General features: G+C 62.7%; 13 protein-coding genes. 2 read left to right on the forward strand and 11 right to left on the reverse strand.

The genetic code is table 11. The features are described from left to right. Nucleotides 1-18: 18 nt before the first annotated feature. Complete coding sequence (locus tag ACQ5BM_RS22020) at nt 19-1,674, reverse strand: glycoside hydrolase family 43 protein (RefSeq protein ID WP_429815884.1); 1,656 nt, start codon at nt 1,672-1,674, stop codon at nt 19-21. A gap of 347 nt (nt 1,675-2,021) precedes the next feature. On the opposite strand from ACQ5BM_RS22020, the gene ACQ5BM_RS22025 reads away from it, so the two are divergent. Next, on the forward strand, nt 2,022-2,597 hold the full coding sequence (locus ACQ5BM_RS22025; protein WP_429815887.1) for a TRAP transporter small permease subunit: 576 nt from the start codon (nt 2,022-2,024) through the stop codon (nt 2,595-2,597). Further along, complete coding sequence (locus ACQ5BM_RS22030) at nt 2,594-4,417, forward strand: TRAP transporter large permease (protein ID WP_429815890.1); 1,824 nt, start codon at nt 2,594-2,596, stop codon at nt 4,415-4,417. The genes ACQ5BM_RS22025 and ACQ5BM_RS22030 overlap by 4 nt, the downstream gene beginning before the upstream one ends. Before the next feature lie 342 nt (nt 4,418-4,759). Here ACQ5BM_RS22030 and ACQ5BM_RS22035 read toward each other — a convergent pair whose 3' ends face one another. The 10 genes from ACQ5BM_RS22035 to ACQ5BM_RS22080 all read right to left on the reverse strand — a co-directional run bounded on the left by ACQ5BM_RS22035 (nt 4,760) and on the right by ACQ5BM_RS22080 (nt 16,099). Next, nucleotides 4,760-5,173 carry a cupin domain-containing protein gene (locus tag ACQ5BM_RS22035; protein WP_429815893.1) on the reverse strand — a complete coding sequence of 138 codons (414 nt, stop codon included), beginning with the start codon at nt 5,171-5,173 and terminating at the stop codon, nt 4,760-4,762. A gap of 136 nt (nt 5,174-5,309) precedes the next feature. Continuing rightward, the gene (locus tag ACQ5BM_RS22040) at nt 5,310-6,416 is read right to left on the reverse strand and encodes a TRAP transporter substrate-binding protein (RefSeq protein WP_429815896.1); all 1,107 of its coding nucleotides are present in this window, start codon (nt 6,414-6,416) and stop codon (nt 5,310-5,312) included. A 275-nt stretch (nt 6,417-6,691) separates the two neighbouring features. After that, nucleotides 6,692-7,720, reverse strand: a complete 1,029-nt coding sequence (gene mgrA / locus ACQ5BM_RS22045; protein ID WP_429815899.1) for an L-glyceraldehyde 3-phosphate reductase — start codon at nt 7,718-7,720, stop codon at nt 6,692-6,694. A 128-nt stretch (nt 7,721-7,848) separates the two neighbouring features. Beyond that, a complete protein-coding gene (locus ACQ5BM_RS22050; RefSeq protein ID WP_429815902.1) occupies nt 7,849-9,027 on the reverse strand; it encodes a Gfo/Idh/MocA family protein in 1,179 nt (392 codons plus the stop codon). Nucleotides 9,028-9,042: 15 nt separating this feature from the next. Continuing rightward, nucleotides 9,043-9,804, reverse strand: coding sequence for a sugar phosphate isomerase/epimerase family protein (locus ACQ5BM_RS22055; RefSeq protein ID WP_429815905.1), 762 nt, complete (start codon nt 9,802-9,804; stop codon nt 9,043-9,045). Nucleotides 9,805-9,830: 26 nt separating this feature from the next. Next, nucleotides 9,831-10,520, reverse strand: coding sequence for a D-lyxose/D-mannose family sugar isomerase (locus ACQ5BM_RS22060; RefSeq protein WP_429815908.1), 690 nt, complete (start codon nt 10,518-10,520; stop codon nt 9,831-9,833). A gap of 5 nt (nt 10,521-10,525) precedes the next feature. Next, a complete protein-coding gene (locus ACQ5BM_RS22065) occupies nt 10,526-13,000 on the reverse strand; it encodes a beta-mannosidase (protein ID WP_429815911.1) in 2,475 nt (824 codons plus the stop codon). A gap of 148 nt (nt 13,001-13,148) precedes the next feature. Continuing rightward, nucleotides 13,149-14,243 carry an ABC transporter ATP-binding protein gene (locus tag ACQ5BM_RS22070; protein WP_429815914.1) on the reverse strand — a complete coding sequence of 365 codons (1,095 nt, stop codon included), beginning with the start codon at nt 14,241-14,243 and terminating at the stop codon, nt 13,149-13,151. Nucleotides 14,244-14,247: 4 nt separating this feature from the next. Then, nucleotides 14,248-15,171 carry a carbohydrate ABC transporter permease gene (locus ACQ5BM_RS22075; RefSeq protein WP_429815966.1) on the reverse strand — a complete coding sequence of 308 codons (924 nt, stop codon included), beginning with the start codon at nt 15,169-15,171 and terminating at the stop codon, nt 14,248-14,250. A gap of 19 nt (nt 15,172-15,190) precedes the next feature. Further along, nucleotides 15,191-16,099 (reverse strand): carbohydrate ABC transporter permease, encoded by a 909-nt coding sequence (locus ACQ5BM_RS22080; protein WP_429815917.1) that lies wholly within the window; start codon nt 16,097-16,099, stop codon nt 15,191-15,193. Between the last annotated feature and the right edge of the window lie 85 nt (nt 16,100-16,184).

Below are 16,184 nucleotides of genomic sequence, written 5' to 3' on the forward strand. Positions count from 1 at the left end.
CGTAATGATATCCGACACTTATTCTATTTTTCTAATGCACAAACATCCGTCCGCTGCAAGGCTGACGTACCGGAAGCAACCGAAATCCGCCGCCCTGCCCGCGCCGGAAGTGTCGAAGGCAAACATGCCGGCGAAGGCGCCGGTGAAAGATCCATGTTCGCCGCGACCGCCCTCGTCCGAGACCACGCCCGCATCGAGAACCGGGCCAATTGCGTGCCAATCCTCGGCGCGCGTCTCCCGCCAGAAGAACTGCAGGTCGTTGTCGAGGATCTCCATGGCAAGCTCGATCCGCCCCTCTGGAATGGCGATACCGCTGCCGACAGGAAACTCCAGCCGCCCATGCGGGAAATCGCCGGGGCATGAAAGGATCGTCAGCACCCGCCCGAGCGTTTCGTGCCACGTTACGCCAAGCGCATGGAACTTGTGGCGGTTGTAGTAATGCGTCAGGCCCGCAACCTGCTGGTAGGTTTCCGGCACGAACTCGACCGCTGTTTCGGCGCGGAAGGAATGATGCTCTTGCCGACGCGCCACCAGCGCCTGTTCGAACCAGCTGCCGATGCTCTCCCGTCCGAAGAGCCTGAGATGTCCGGTCCGCGCGTCGAGCGAGAAGACCCGCTCCGGCTGAGGCGTGCGCAGCCACTGAAACTCGATCGGAAGGACGCCCTCGTCGAACTCCGTCTCCACGACGGTTTCTTCCGGTAGCTGCTCCACCGCAGCCGGAGCCGGCACGAGTACCTCCGGCACCGGGCCGCCGCTTTCGAGATAGAGCCAGCCGTCGTCGCGCCAGACGCATTTCTGCAGCGCCGTCTCGCGCCCGAGCGTGCAGCGCCGCTGCGGCGGCAACGGCCGGCCGGCAAGATGCGTGTGATAGGCCTGGCCGTCCGGCGTCTCGACATATTGCCCGTGACCGGCGCGCTGCAGGGGCGCTTCCGGATGATCCTTCGACGTGATCAGATAGGTGCTCGGATGCATCTCGTAGGGGCCGTCGATAGTGCGCGAACGCGCCATGGTGACGGCATGATCGTAGCCGGTGCCGCCCTCGGCGGTCGTCAGATAGTACCAGCCGTTCCGTTTGAAGAGATGCGGGCCCTCGACGAGGCCGAGCGGCGAGCCGGCAAAGATGTTCTTCACCGGACCGACGAGCTTGCGTGTGCGCTCGTCCCACTCCTGCAGCAAGATGCCGTCGAACGCCGGATGCTTCGGCGAACCGCCGAAACTCTCGGTGCGGTGGTTCCATTGCATGTTGAGGAACCACTTGCGGCCATCGTCGTCGTGGAAAAGCGAGGGGTCGAAGCCGGAGGAATTGACATAGACCGGGTCCGACCAGGTCGCCTCGATCGCCTCCGCGGTGACGATGTAGTTGTGCGCGTCCTTGAAGTTGCCGTCGAAGCGCTTGACGTCGGTATAGACCAGCCAGAACAGCCCGTCGTCATAGGAGAGGCACGGCGCCCAGACGCCGCAGCTATCGGGGTTGCCGCGCATGTCGAGCTGGCTGGCGCGCTCCAGCGGCCGGCGAACGAGCCGCCAGTTCACGAGGTCGCGCGAGTGATGGATCTGCACGCCCGGATACCATTCGAAGGTGGAGGTCGCGATATAGTAATCGTCGCCGACGCGGCAGATCGAAGGGTCGGGGTTGAATCCCCTGAGAATCGGGTTGCGGATCATGGCGGTCATGGTTTCGGCGTCCTCCGTTGGTGGGCGCATCCGATCTCAAAAATCATACAATTTCAAGGCTGCAACGTTGCAGTAAAACACGCGCCCCGCCCTCTGTGGCCGTCTTTCCACACCGATTCGGGCGGCCGACGCGCTGCCTTGAACCATCCGCCGATGCTCGGACCGACGAGGCGGAACGGGTTTGCACAAACAATGAGCAGAGCGCGGGGACGGCGCATTCTACTTTAGTCGGAGGCGGCCGAACTACACGGGAAAATCACGCCTTGGACTTGAACGCGCGCTTGAAATCGGCACTCTGGCTGTGCTTGGCACAACAACCATAAAAAGCCATCGCGGGGAGGAAATCGATGAGAGCTTTGCTCGGCTTCAGCCGATTAATAGACACGATTACGGAATTCATCGGAAAGAGCGTTTCATGGCTGATTCTGGCCGCGGTGCTCGTCAGCGCCGGCAATGCCGTGATCCGAAAAATCTTCAACATGTCGTCGAATGCCTGGCTCGAGGCGCAATGGTACCTGTTCGGCGCCGCCTTCATGTTCGCGGCCGCCTACACGCTGAGCCAGAACGAGCATATCCGCATCGACGTGGTCTACGGCCAGTTTTCGCGCCGCGTGCAGCACTGGATCGATTTGCTGGGACACCTGTTGTTCCTGATGCCCTTCGTGCTGCTCGTGCTCTACTACCTCTTCCCCTATGTGAAGATGTCCTACGTCTCGGGTGAAGTCTCCTCCTCGGCCGGCGGCCTGATCATCTGGCCGGCCAAGGCCATCCTGCTCGTCGGCTTTCTGCTGCTCGCCTTTCAGGGCGTATCCGAGATCATCAAGAAGATCGCGATCATGACCGGCAACATGGAAGACCCGACACCCTATGTGCCGACCCATGCGCCGCTTGACGATGCCGTGTCTCCGGAGACCCGTCCATGATCGAATTCATCGCTGAAAACCTGGCGCCGATCATGTTCGCGTCGCTGATCGTGTTCCTGCTTTTGGGATACCCGGTCGCGTTCTCGCTCGCCGCCAACGGCCTGCTGTTCTTCATCGTCGGCGTCGAACTCGCGCCGCTGTCCGACTCGATCAACCTTTCCTGGCCGCTGCTCAACGCGCTGCCGGACCGGTTCTGGGGGGTGATGTCCAACGACACGTTGCTCGCCATCCCCTTCTTTACCTTCATGGGGATCGTGCTCGAGAAATCGGGCATGGCCGAAGACCTGCTCGACACGATCGGCCAGCTCTTCGGCCCGATCCGCGGCGGTCTTGCCTATGCGGTGATCTTCGTCGGCGCGCTGCTGGCCGCCACGACAGGCGTCGTTGCCGCCTCGGTCATCGCCATGGGCCTGATCTCGCTGCCGATCATGCTGCGCTACGGCTATGACCGGAAGGTCGCCTCGGGCGTCATCGCCGCTTCGGGCACGCTCGCCCAGATCATCCCGCCGTCGCTCGTCCTGATCGTTCTTGCCGACCAGCTCGGCCGCTCGGTGGGCGACATGTATGCCGGCGCCCTGATCCCGGGTCTGGTGCTCACCGGCCTTTACATGATCTACATCCTGATCATGACCATCCTGAAGCGTGACTCCATGCCGGCGCTGCCGCTGGAAGCGCGCACGCTGGGTTCCGGCGTCACCTCGCTGGCGATCGCGCTTGCGGTCGCAGCCGGCATCGCCTATGCCGCCCACGTCTACCTCTCCCCGACCCAGGGCGAGAACGCCGACATCCTCGGTGCAACGGTTGGCGTCGCCTTCATCTATGTCGTTGCCCTTGCCGACAAGAACCTGAAGATCAATGCGATGTCGCGGCTCGCCCAGCAGGTCATCATCGTGCTGATTCCGCCGCTGGCGCTGATCTTCCTCGTTCTCGGCACCATCTTCCTCGGCATTGCGACGCCGACGGAAGGCGGCGCCATGGGCGCGGTCGGCGCGCTGATCATGGCTGCGGCCAAGGGCCGGCTGCACATGGACGTCGTGCGCGGCGCGCTCACGGCCACCACCCGGCTTTCGGCCTTCGTGCTGTTCATCCTGATCGGGGCGCGCGTCTTCTCGCTCACCTTCTACGGGGTCAACGGCCACATCTGGGTCGAACACCTGCTGACGGCGATGCCGGGCGGCGAAGTCGGCTTCCTCATTGCCGTCAACGCGCTCGTCTTCTTCCTGGCCTTCTTCCTGGATTTCTTTGAGCTTGCCTTCATCATCGTGCCGCTCTTGGCGCCCGCCGCCGACAAGCTCGGCATCGACCTCATCTGGTTCGGCGTGCTGCTCGGCATCAACATGCAGACGAGCTTCATGCACCCGCCCTTCGGCTTCGCGCTCTTCTACCTGCGCTCGGTTGCGGCAAAGGTACCCTATCTCGACAAGATCACCGGCAAGACGATCCAGCCGGTCACCACCGGGCAGATCTACTGGGGTGCGGTGCCCTTCGTCGGCATCCAGATCCTGATGGTGGCGCTGACGATCATGTTCCCGCAGATGGTCATGCACTACAAGGGAACCGGTGCTGGCGTCGATCCGAACACCATCAAGATCGAGGTGCCGGGCTTTGCCCCCGGCGGCGGCGGCCTCGGCCTGCCCGGCGGCCTGCAGCTTCCGGGCGGCAGCCCGCTCGACCAGAAGCCGGCCAACCAGGGTGGCGGCACCCAACCGCAGACGGCTCCGTCGAACGACCTCAGCCAGCCGCCTTCGTTTGGCGGCACAGGTGCCCAGCCGCAAACGGCACCTTCAAACGACCTCAGCCAGCCGCCATCGTTCAAGTAGAGCGGACAGGCACGCAAATAGAGGGCGGCCCCACGGGCCGCCCTCTCAGCTTGCGGTCCCCCCGGAGATGGCCCTTTGCGGCGCCGCCGTCAGGCTGCCGGGAAAGGCATATCTGATCATCGCAGCTTGCGGGGCAAGCCCGGGCGCTATCCAAGATTCCTGTGCCTGTCACGGGAATCTAGACAGCCCAAGTTCTTGGGCTGAAAAGAGTCTTTTGACCCGACGGACGTCGGGTTGCTGGATCCCCACCATAAGGGCGAGGATGAAGGAGAAGGGGATGCCCGCTTGCCAGAAAGCCGCCGTCTTCATTTGCTGACAGGTTCCTCCGGATGGATATTCCGCTCAGTCGAGCCGCTTGACCGGGTTTTCCCGATACCAATCGACGATCATGGGCATCATCTCCTCGAACGGGCCTCCGACGAAGACGTTGAGCAGGCCCATGCGCGAGGCGCTCTCGTTGCGAAAATCATGCATCGTCCCGCGCGGGATGACACAAAGCGAGCCCTTGGCCATCTGGTGCCAGGTCTCGCCGACGAGGATGCTGGCGGTTCCCTCGATCACATAGAAGATCTCGTCATTGTCGTCGTGCTTGTGGGCACCCGGCCCTTCATGCCGGGCATCGAGCCACCATTCCGAGATCGAAAAGCGTCCCTCGGTCTCCGGCCCATCGGCTTTGAAGACCGCCTGTATGGCGCCCATGTCGTACCGCCGGCCCGCGTCGGGTCCGAGCACCAGCGATTGGCCTTCACTTGGCATGGCTGCTCCTCCGCTCCGTTGAGGCCGCAACCCTACCACGAAATCGGCATGTTCGCCGGTTGATCGCGCCAAACGAAAAAGCCGCCCGCAACGGATGTTGCGAGCGGCTCCTGACCTATCTGCAATGGGCGGAAGCTTAGAGCTTGCCGCCGCGCTGCTGGATCATCATGAAGGTGTCGTAGTTGTATTCGGCGATCTGGGCGTTGAGGTAGTATTCGCCACGGAAGGCCTTGATCGAGTCCCAGATCTTCTTGAAGGTCGGGTTCGAGTCTTCCATTTCGGCATAGACTTCGTTCGCCTTATCGAAGCAGGCCGAAAGGATCTCGGCGCTGAATGGGCTGAGCTTGGCACCGGAAGCCACCAGGCGCTTGATTGCCGAGGGGTTCAGGTAATCGTACTTCTGCAGCATGTTCGCGTCGGTCGCCTGGCAGGCGGTGCGCAGCAGCGACTGGTAGTTCTTCGGCAGGCCCTCGAAGGCCGCCTTGTTGAACATGGCGTGGACCGTCGGGCCACCTTCCCACCAGCCGGGGTAGTAGTAATAGGGCGCGACCTTGTAGAAGCCGAGCTTCTCGTCGTCATAGGGGCCGACCCACTCGGCGGCATCGATGGTGCCCTTTTCGAGCGCCGGATAGATGTCGCCGCCGGCGATCTGCTGCGGCACGACGCCGAGCTTTTCGACGACCTTGCCGGCGAAACCCCCGATGCGCATCTTCAGGCCCTGCATGTCGGCGACCGTCTTGATCTCCTTGCGGAACCAGCCACCCATCTGCACGCCGGTGTTGCCGTTGGGGAAGCCGACGAGCCCCTGCGTGCCGAGGAATTCGTTGAAGAGGTCGATGCCGCCGCCATGGTAGTGCCAGGCGTTCATGCCGCGCGCATTGAGCGCGAAGGGAACGGCGGCACCCAGCGCCCAGGTCGGATCCTTGCCCCAGTAATAGTAGGCGACCGTGTGGCAGGCTTCGACGGTACCTGCAGCAGCCGCGTCAGCGGCCTGCAGACCGGGAACGATTTCGCCGGCAGCAAAGACCTGGATCTGGAAGGCGCCGTCGGTTGCTTCCGACACGTACTTCGACAGCACTTCGCCGCCACCGTAGATCGTGTCGAGCGACTTCGGGAACGACGATGCCAGGCGCCAGTTGATCTTCGGGTTTGATTGCGCGATGGCCGGCGATGCGAGTGCCGTGGCGGCGACCGCACCAAGCCCACCGAGACTCGCGTTTTTGATAAATGAACGGCGATCCATGGTTCCTCCCCTAGTTCTCGCCAAAAGGGCGGCCGCGATCAGCGCCACCACCCATCAATCCACCCTGCGCCTTCCCGGACGAAGGTGGCTCCTCCTCGTTAACCTGCCGAAACGACGCAAATCGGCGCCGCCATCGACGGGCATGCCCGCACCTTACAGAAACACCAAGGCATGTCCAGAAGCCGCTTTCCGGCACCTATTCGACTTTTGTCTAATGCGCCGGAAAGCCCGGGATTTTGCCTAAAATGCAGGCAAATCAATGTTTTCAGCAGAGCTTAGAGCTCCGCTGACTTGACCCAGAGGTTGATGTCCGCCTCACGCGCATAGAGATCGATCTCGGCCAGTTCGTCTGCCGTGAACGTATCGTTCTCCAGCGCCTTGACGCAATCGACGATCTGCTCGGAGCGGCTGGCGCCGATCAGCGCCGAGGTGATGCGGCCGCCGCGCAAGACCCAGGCGAGCGCCATCTGCGCCAACGTCTGGCCGCGCTTTTCGGCAATGCCGTTCAGCTTGCGGATGTTGTCGATGATCTCCGGCCGGATGAAGTCCTTCTTGAGGAAGTGGTTCTGCGCCGCACGGCTGTCGGCCGGAATGCCCTGGAGGTACTTGGTCGTCAGCATCCCTTGCGCGAGCGGCGAGAAGACGATCGAGCCGATGCCGAGATCTTCGAGCGTATGGATCAGGCCGTCATCCTCGATCCAGCGGTTGAGCATGGAATAGCTCGGCTGGTGGATGAGGCACGGCGTGCCGAGATCCCTAAGGATCGCCGCCGCTTCACGGGTGCGCTGCGAATTGTAGGAGGAGATGCCGACATAGAGCGCCCGGCCCGAGCGCACGATATGGTCGAGCGCGCCGCAGGTCTCTTCGAGCGGCGTATCCGGATCGAAGCGGTGCGAATAGAAGATGTCGACATAGTCGAGGCCCATGCGCTTCAGGCTCTGGTCGCAGGAAGCGATCATGTATTTGCGGCTGCCCCACTCGCCGTAAGGGCCGGGCCACATGTCGTAGCCGGCCTTGGAGGAGATGATCAGCTCGTCGCGCAGGCCAGCAAAGTCCGTGCGCATGATCTCGCCGAAGGCGGTCTCGGCCGAGCCCGGAGGCGGGCCGTAATTGTTGGCGAGATCGAAATGGGTGATGCCGAGATCGAAGGCGGTGCGGCACATGTCGACCTTGCGGTCATGCGGCGTGTCGCCGCCGAAATTGTGCCAGAGCCCCAGCGAGATCGCCGGCAGCTTCAGGCCGGAGCGCCCGACGCGGTTATATTTCATGGTGTCGTAGCGGTTTTCCGCCGGTAGCCAGGTCATCGCACAATCCTCCGCGATCGGGTGCAGGTGGCGGCCGTATCCGCCACTCTCGAAAATGAAACGGTTTCCGTAGCGGTTGGCCGCAACGGAAACCTCAGTTCACAAAGGTCTAAACCTGTCCGCCGTCGCTATGAAGCGGCAGCGACACGATTTCCCGATATTTCTTCCTCTGCCTCACGCAGCAACGCCCTCGCCTCCTCGATGCCGAGAGCGGCCGGCTGGGTGCAGGTGGTGGAAAGCTCGATGAAGCGGCCCTCCTCGCCCGACTTCAGGATCGACACCATCACATCGACGCCGTGCAGCGCGCGGTCGAGCGAGCAACGGGCATCGCGGCCTTCGAGGATCGCCAGCGCCATGTCGGCAAGGCCGGCGGTGCGGTAGTTCGCCATCGGTCCCTGCGGGTGCTCCTGGTTCTCGATGCCGAAAGGGTGATCCCAGGGTTCCAGCGGCTGGATATTCTTGTCGCGGCCGCTTGCTTCCACCTTGCCGCCGAAGAAGTTCGGATCGGGCACGTAGAGCGAGCCCTCGGTGCCGTAGAGCTCCATGTTGGCATGGCGGTGCGACCAGACATCCCAGCTTGCCGACAGCGTGATCGTCGCGCCGTTCTCAAATTCGAGCAGCGCATGGATGTTGGTCGGGGTCTTGACCGGGATCACCTCGCCCTTGCGCGGCTCGCTGGTGATCGTGCGGGTCGGATTGGCCATCGAGGAAAGGGCGGCGACGCGTTTCACCGGCCCGATCAGGTTGATCAGGTTGGCGATGTAATAGGGCCCGAGATCGAGGATCGGCCCGCCGCCCGGCAGGAAGAAGAAGTCCGGGTTCGGATGCCACATCTCCATGCCCGGACTCATGACGTGGCAGGTGCCGGACGTTACCCGGCCGATCTTGCCGGCGTCGATGGTGCTGCGGGCAAGCTGGTGCGCGCCGCCGAGGAAGGTATCCGGCGCGCAGCCGACCGTCAGGCCCTTCGCCTTGGCGATCGCCCGCAGTTCTTCGCCCTGTTCCAGCGAAAGCACCAGCGGCTTTTCGGAGTAGACGTGCTTGCCGGCTTCGAGGATCGCCTTCGATACCGGAAAATGCGCGTCGGGGATCGTCAGGTTGACGACGATATCGACATCCGGATTGGCCAGCAGCGCCTCGATGCTCTGTGCCTCGACGCCGTATTCGGCCGCCCGCGCCTCGGCCGCCGCCGGATTGATGTCGGCGCAGGCGATAACCTTGATGGCCTTAAAGAGCGGCGCGAGCCGGAAATAAGTGGTGGAGATGTTGCCGCATCCGATGATGCCGACGCCGAGTTCCTTGGTCATGGATGAACCTGCTTCTCAATAGGATTGGATGGAGGCGAGCGAGCGCTTGGCGAAGCGCTTGAAATCGCTCGGATTGTCGTGCTCCGCGATGAAGTAGCGGGCCTTGGTGGAGGCAAGCGCCTGGAACAGGCCCTTCCAGTCGACGGTGCCCTCGCCGACATCGGCCCAGCCATCCTCGTCCTTCTTCTCGCCCGCCGCCGCGATGTCCTTCACGTGCACAGCGGTGATGCGGTCGCCATGTTTCTTGATCCAGGCGATCGGATCGGCACCGCCGCGGATGATCCAGGCGATGTCGGCCTCCCAGGAAAGATCCGGTCCGCCTGCAAAGATCAGATCCTGCGGGATGCTGCCGTCCGGAAGCGCCGCGAATTCGAAGTCGTGGTTGTGCCAGCCGAAGATCAGCCCGGCGTCGCGATAGGGCTTGCCGGCTTTCTGCAGCCGCTCGCCGAAGGCGCGCCAGCCGGCGGCATCCGTCGGGCGCTGGTCGGGCATCAGGTAGGGGCAATAGATCGCCTTGATGCCGAGCGCTTTGGCGATCTCGAGCACGCGTGCCGGATCGCTCTCCAGCATGTCGAGACCAAAGTGGGCGGTCGGCATGGCAAGGCCGTTGCTGTCGAGCCCTTCCTTGAAACTCGCGATCTCCGCGTCACTGAGCGCCGCATAGAGCGCACCATAACCTTCGACCTGGCTGTAGCCGGCCTCACCGAGCGCCGTGAGCACGTTGGCGAAAGGCGGGAAATTGCGGGCGCTATAGAGCTGGAAACTGACGTCCTTCATGAAATCCTCCTCGTTTGGTCTTGGGATCATTTGAGCCAGGTGTCGTAATCCGACACCAGCAGGTGGGTGGGTGCCGTGTCCTCCTCGATTGCCGAGAAGCGGCCGACGGGTTCACGGAAATAATTGTCGGTGAGATCGTCGTTGACGGTCGAAACCTCGCCCATCAGCACGTCGGCGCCTTCGGCCCAGAAGGCGTGCCAGTTGCCGGGCAAAAGCGTGACGCTTTCGCCAGCCTTCAGCTTCAGCAAATCACCGGCTTTGAGGGTGCGCAGCCGCGCATCGGTGGCAACGACGACATCGCTTTCCTCGTCGACGGAGCCGTCGGGCCTGGAATTGTACATCTGCAGCACCAGCGCGCCGCCGCCGCGATTGATGATGTCCTCGGTCTTCACCGCATGGCGATGCAGCGGATTGACCTGGTTCTTGGCCGTGATCATCAGCTTCTCGGCATAGACCATGCCTTGCCCGGTCCTGAGGTTGGAGGCATCGCCGTTGCGGAGCGTGAAGAGCACGAGGCCAAATTCGTCGAAGCGTCCCTTGCCGTAGTCGGTGATATCCCAGCCGAGGCGGGCATCGAAGATCGTCGGGCTGTCGGAGGCGACACGCGCCTTCAATTCCTCCGGCGACCAATAGGCAAAGGGCGGCAGCGTGAAGCCGAAGCTCTTCATGAAGGCATCGCTTTTGGCGATGATATCGTTGACGTGGCTGCGTTTCATGGCGGTCAACCCTTTCCCTGGCAGGATTCGAGATCGAAGGCGGCAAAGCGTGGGAGGTCACCTGCGCCAAGCGGCACCTTCGGCGTGAAGCGGACGACCTTCGCCTCGCCGACGGAAAGGTCGAAGGCATTGTCGGAGTAGCGGCCGGCGACGTCGGCCTCGATCATCACATGCAGCGCCAGCCCACTCGCCTTGACGGTGACGTCGAAAGCGCCCTCGCCTGATGGTGCGACATCAAGCGTCAGGCCGGATGGCTGAAGATCGAGCGCCTTGTAGGTGCCGTTGACGTGATGCCCCTCGCCGCGCATCCCGTTCGACGCCTCGAAGGACCAGAACAGCAGGCTGTCGGCGGGAATATCGGAAGCAGCGATCGTCACCAGCGTTGCTGCGCGATCCGGGCTGCAGGTGCCGGCGGCTGCCGTCAGCGGCGTGCGCTTGCCGTCGAGCGAAACCAGGAAGGTCTGCAGCTCGATCGTCACCGGCCCCGCCGTGTCGTTGACCATCGAGAAGGCGACCTCCTTGCCGTCAGTTGACGGGATCGCCGCAACCGATACCGGCTGGAAGAAGCGCCGGACCATGTAGTGCATCGCCTTCCAGCTGCCGCCATAGTCCAGGCTCGACCAGGACGCGACCGGCCAGGTATCGTTGAGCTGCCAGTAGAGCGTGCCCATGCAATGGGGCTTCAGCGAGCGCCAGTAGTCGACGGCGGTGCGGATCGCCAGCCCCTGCTGGATCTGGCTGAGATAGACGAAGGCAGGGAAATCCTTGGGGAAGCGGAAGTAGCGGAACATCGTGCCGGCGATGCGTTCGTTGCCGCCGACATTCTTCTGGTGGCTCTCGATCACAGGCGATGCGATGTTGAGGTCCTTTTCCGCCGCAAACTGCCGGATGACCGGCATCGACGTATAGGACTGGAAACCGAACTCCGAGCAGAAGCGCGGGCGCACGCTGCGATAATTGTCGAAGGACTTGTTCTCATGCCAGACCGACCAGTAGTGCATGTCGCCGGAGCCATCGGCATGCCAGGCATCGCCGAAGTCGAAATAGCCGGACGCCGGGCTCGACGGCCACCAGATCGCTTCGGGAAGTGCGGTTCTCAGCGCCACCTCGATCGTGCGGTTCAGCCGATCATAGGAGACGAGATAGCGGTCGCGATCCTTGCGCGGCTCGTCGAACCAGGTGAGCGCGCCGACGAGTTCGTTATCGCCGCACCAGACCGCGATCGACGGATGGGTCGATAGGCGTTTGGCCTGATAGTCTACTTCGGCCGCGACGTTCTCCAGGAAATCCGGGGTCGACGGATAGAGGTTGCAGGCGAACATAAAGTCCTGCCAGACCATGAGACCGAGCCGGTCGCAGAGATCGTAGAACCAGGCCGGCTCGTAGAAGCCGCCGCCCCAAACGCGAATCATGTTCATGTTGGCGTCGACGGCCGAGGTCAAAAGGTCCTCGACGCCTTCGCGCGTCACCCGCGACGCCAGCGCATCGGCCGGGATCCAGTTGGCGCCTTTGCAGAAGATCTCGCGCCCGTTGACGCGGAAGGCAAAGCGGCTCCCGGCCTCGTCCTTGTCGGTCAGCAGTTCGATGGTGCGGAAGCCGATCTGGCGGGTCACCTGCTCCTGCGGCACTTCGACGGTCAGGACGGACAGGTGTTGCTCGCCGCTGCCCGCCGGCCACCAGCGCTTCGGCTTGGCGACGGTGAAGACATGGGTGATGCGCGTCTCCCCTTTGCCGACGGCGCAGTCCAGCCGCTCGCGATCATCGTCGAGCGAGAAATGTACGGGCACGATGCCGGGCGCATCGGCAAAGAGCGTCACCGTCACCACAAGGTCGACGGCACCATCCTCCAGCCAGACCTGCTTCGTCGTCACATGCTCGATGCGGGCGATCTCCAGCCGACAAAGGGCGATTTCCCCATAGACGCCGAGCGGCGCGATCGCGAGGTTCCAGTCCCAACCGAAATGGCATTGGGGCTTACGCAACATATTGCCATTGGCGATCGGCGAATTGCCGGGATGATAGGGCACATAAAAGGGCTGCGCTGCCTGACGCCGCGCGCCTTCTGATATCGAGGATCGTAGCGCGATGCGGATGCGGTTCTCACCGGCGACGAGCGCCTTCGAGACGTCCGGCCGATAACGGCGGAAGCAATTGTCCGCCTCGAGCACCAGCCGGTCGTTGACGAAGACCGAGGCAACTGTATCGAGGCATTCGAGGTCGAGATACCAGTAGCCCGAGAGGTCATCGGCTGCGACCATAACCGTGCGTTCGATCACCCAGTCCTTGTGCGCCACCCACTGCACGTCGTTCTCGTTGCGTCCGACATAGGGGTCGTCGATCGCGCCAGCCTTGAGCAAGGCCGAGTGCACGTCGCCCGGCAACGCCATCGTCAGCGTGTGGCTGTGGTCGACGGAAGAGAGCTGCCAATCGCCTGCGAGGTCGAGACGGATGGCGTTTCGGGTGTAGTCCTCAGAAAGCATTATCGTATTCCACGGGTCGACCGGCAACGCCGGCACAGTCATTGTCGGGATCGGCCGGGCAGCAGTTCCGCCCGGCGCCACCCTCTATTCTTTACGTCCGCGCATGTCGTTTCCGCAAAACCGCTTCAGTCTTTTGCGCGACATGCAGCTAGATGCGGTTCTCGCTCGTCGCATCGAAGATCGAGGCGACGCCCATGTCGAAGGAAAGCGTCACGGCCGTACCCGGCGCATAGCGCCGCTGACCGGCGATGCGCACCGACATCGACTGCCCGGCGAGCTTCAGCCACAACAGGTTGTCGGCACCCATCGGCTCCTCGATATCGACGACTGCACGATGCGAGGCCGCTGCGCCGCCCGCCACCTCGTCGACACGCACATGTTCTGGCCTGAGGCCGAGCACGACCTTCTGCCCATGCACGAACGGCGCGCGTGACGGATAGGCGGACACGTCGAAATCGACGCCGTTGACGTGGACGTAGGCGCGCTGGTCGCGAAGCTGCAGCTCGCCACGGAAGAAGTTCATCGACGGCGAGCCGATGAAACCGGCGACGAACAGGTTTTCCGGCGCGTTGTAGATCGTCATCGGATCGGCAAGCTGCTGGATCACACCGCTCTTCATGACCGCAATGCGGTCAGCCAGGGTCAGCGCCTCGATCTGGTCGTGGGTGACGTAGATCATCGTGTTCTTCAGCGACTGGTGCAGCCGCTTGATCTCGACGCGCAGCTCCGAGCGCAGCTTGGCATCAAGGTTGGAGAGCGGCTCGTCGAACAGGAACACGTCGACATCGCGCACCAGCGCCCGGCCGATCGCCACGCGCTGGCGCTGGCCGCCGGAGAGTTCCGAGGGCTTGCGCTTCAGGAGCGGCTGGATCTGCAGGATCTCGGCGGCGCGGCGCACGCGCTTGTCGATCTCCTCCTTCGGGACCTTGGCAACCTGCAGGCCGAAGGAGAGGTTCTTCTCCACCGACATCTGCGGATAGAGCGCGTAGGACTGGAACACCATGCCGATGCCGCGGTCCTTAGGCTCCTCCCAGGTAACGTTCTTGTTCTTGATGAAGACCTGCCCGTCGCTGACATCGAGCAGGCCGGCAATGCAGTTGAGCAGGGTGGACTTGCCGCAGCCGGACGAGCCGAGCAGCACCAGGAACTCGCCATCCTTGATGTCGAGGTTGAGCGTGTCGAGCACAGTGACGGCACCGAAGCTCAACGACAGGTCTTTGACCGATACGCTGACGTTTTGCATGTTGTTACCCTTTCACTGCGCCGGCGGCGATGCCGCGGACAAAAAGCCGCCCGGAGACGAAGTAGACGACGAGCGGCACGGCGCCTGTCAGGATCGTCGCCGCCATGTTGACGTTGTATTCCTTCACGCCCTGGACCGAGTTGACGATGTTGTTGAGTTGAACCGTCATCGGATAGTATTCCGGCCGGGTGAACACGACGCCGAACAGGAAGTCGTTCCAGATGCCGGTAACCTGCAGGATCATGGCCACCACAAAGATCGGCAGCGACATCGGCAGCATGATCTTGAAGTAGATCGTCCAGAAGCCGGCGCCATCGACACGCGCCGCCTTGAACAGTTCCTCCGGCAGGCCGGCGAAATAGTTGCGGAAGAGCAGCGTCAGGATCGGCATGCCGAAGATGGTGTGCACGATGATGAGGCCGGTGAGCGTGCCGTAAATGCCCATCTCGCGAAGCACGATGACGATCGGGTAGATCATCACCTGATAGGGAATGAAGGCGCCGACGATCAGGATCGTGAAGAACAGTTCCGCGCCCTTGAAGCGCCAGTTGGCGAGCGCATAACCGTTGACCGAGGCGATCGCGATCGAGACGATCGTCGAGGGAACGGTGATGCGCACCGAGTTCCAGAAGCCGCGCGAAAGGCCGTCGCAGTTAAGCCCGGTACAGGCGCTCGCCCAGGCTTTGACCCAGGGCTCGAAGGTGATCTCGACCGGCGGGGCGAAGATGTTGCCGAGGCGGATTTCCGGCATGCCCTTCAGCGAGGTCATCACCATCACGTAAAGCGGCAGCAGGTAATAGAGCGCCACGACGATCAGCGTGCCGTAGATCACGATATTGCGCGAGGACAGCGCCCGGCGGGGTTTCCGCCCGCGAGGGCCAGCCACGACGCGGTCCGTCTGCGCCTGGGCCACGGCCTCTTCGTCCACCGAATTGAAAGCAACGATATCAGACACGCTTGCGCCCTCCCCCGAATTCCAGATAGGCCCAAGGCACGATGATGATGGCGACGGTGATGAGCATCATGGTCGAGGCGGCGAAGCCCTGACCGAGGTTCTGCGCCTGGAACATGTAGTCGTAGACATACTTTGCCGGGACTTCCGAGGCGATGCCCGGGCCGCCGCTCGTCTGCGCCACGACCAGGTCGTAGACCTTGACGATGCCGCTGGCGATGATGACGAGCGTCGTGATGAAGACGCCGCGCATCATCGGGATGACGACGAAGAGATAGGTCTTCCACATGGGAATGCCGTCAACGCGCGCGGCCTTCCAGATATCCTCGTCGATGCCGCGCAGGCCCGCGAGCATCAGGCACATGACGAGCCCCGTGCCCTGCCAGAGTGCGGCGATCAGGATGCCGTAGATGACGATGTCGGAATTGTAGAGCGGGTCGAAGGTGAAGCTCTCCCAGCCGAGCGAGCGCACAACCGACTGGATTCCGAACTCCGGGTTCAGCAGCCACTGCCAGACGAGGCCCGTCACGATGAAGGACAGGGCGAAGGGGTAGAGCATGATGGTGCGGAAGGTGTTTTCGAAGCGGATCTTCTGATCCATCAGCGCCGCCAGCACGAAGCCGATGACCAGGCTGAAAATCAGAGAGAAGATGCCGTAGATCGCCAGATTCTCGACCGAGACGAGCCAGCGCGGCGCCGCCCAGAGGCGTTCGTACTGATCGAGGCCGACGAAAGAGAGCCGCGGCAAGAGCTTGGAATTGGTAAAGGAATAGACGACCGTCCAGATCGTGCCGCCGAGGAAAATGACCACGGCCGTCAGGATCATCGGGACGGAGGCAATCTTCGCATTCAGGTTCCGCAGCCACTGGTTCGGTCGGCCCGAACCCTCACTGTAGCCTGCCATGTTTGTTCCTCCGGAACTGCAATGGGTTTCGGACGATGGGCAGCGCTTTCAGGCGCCTTGCCTCATCAGGGCGACAACCACTCCC

This window comes from Ensifer sp. B1-9, assembly GCF_050474445.1.
GTDB lineage: Bacteria > Pseudomonadota > Alphaproteobacteria > Rhizobiales > Rhizobiaceae > Ensifer.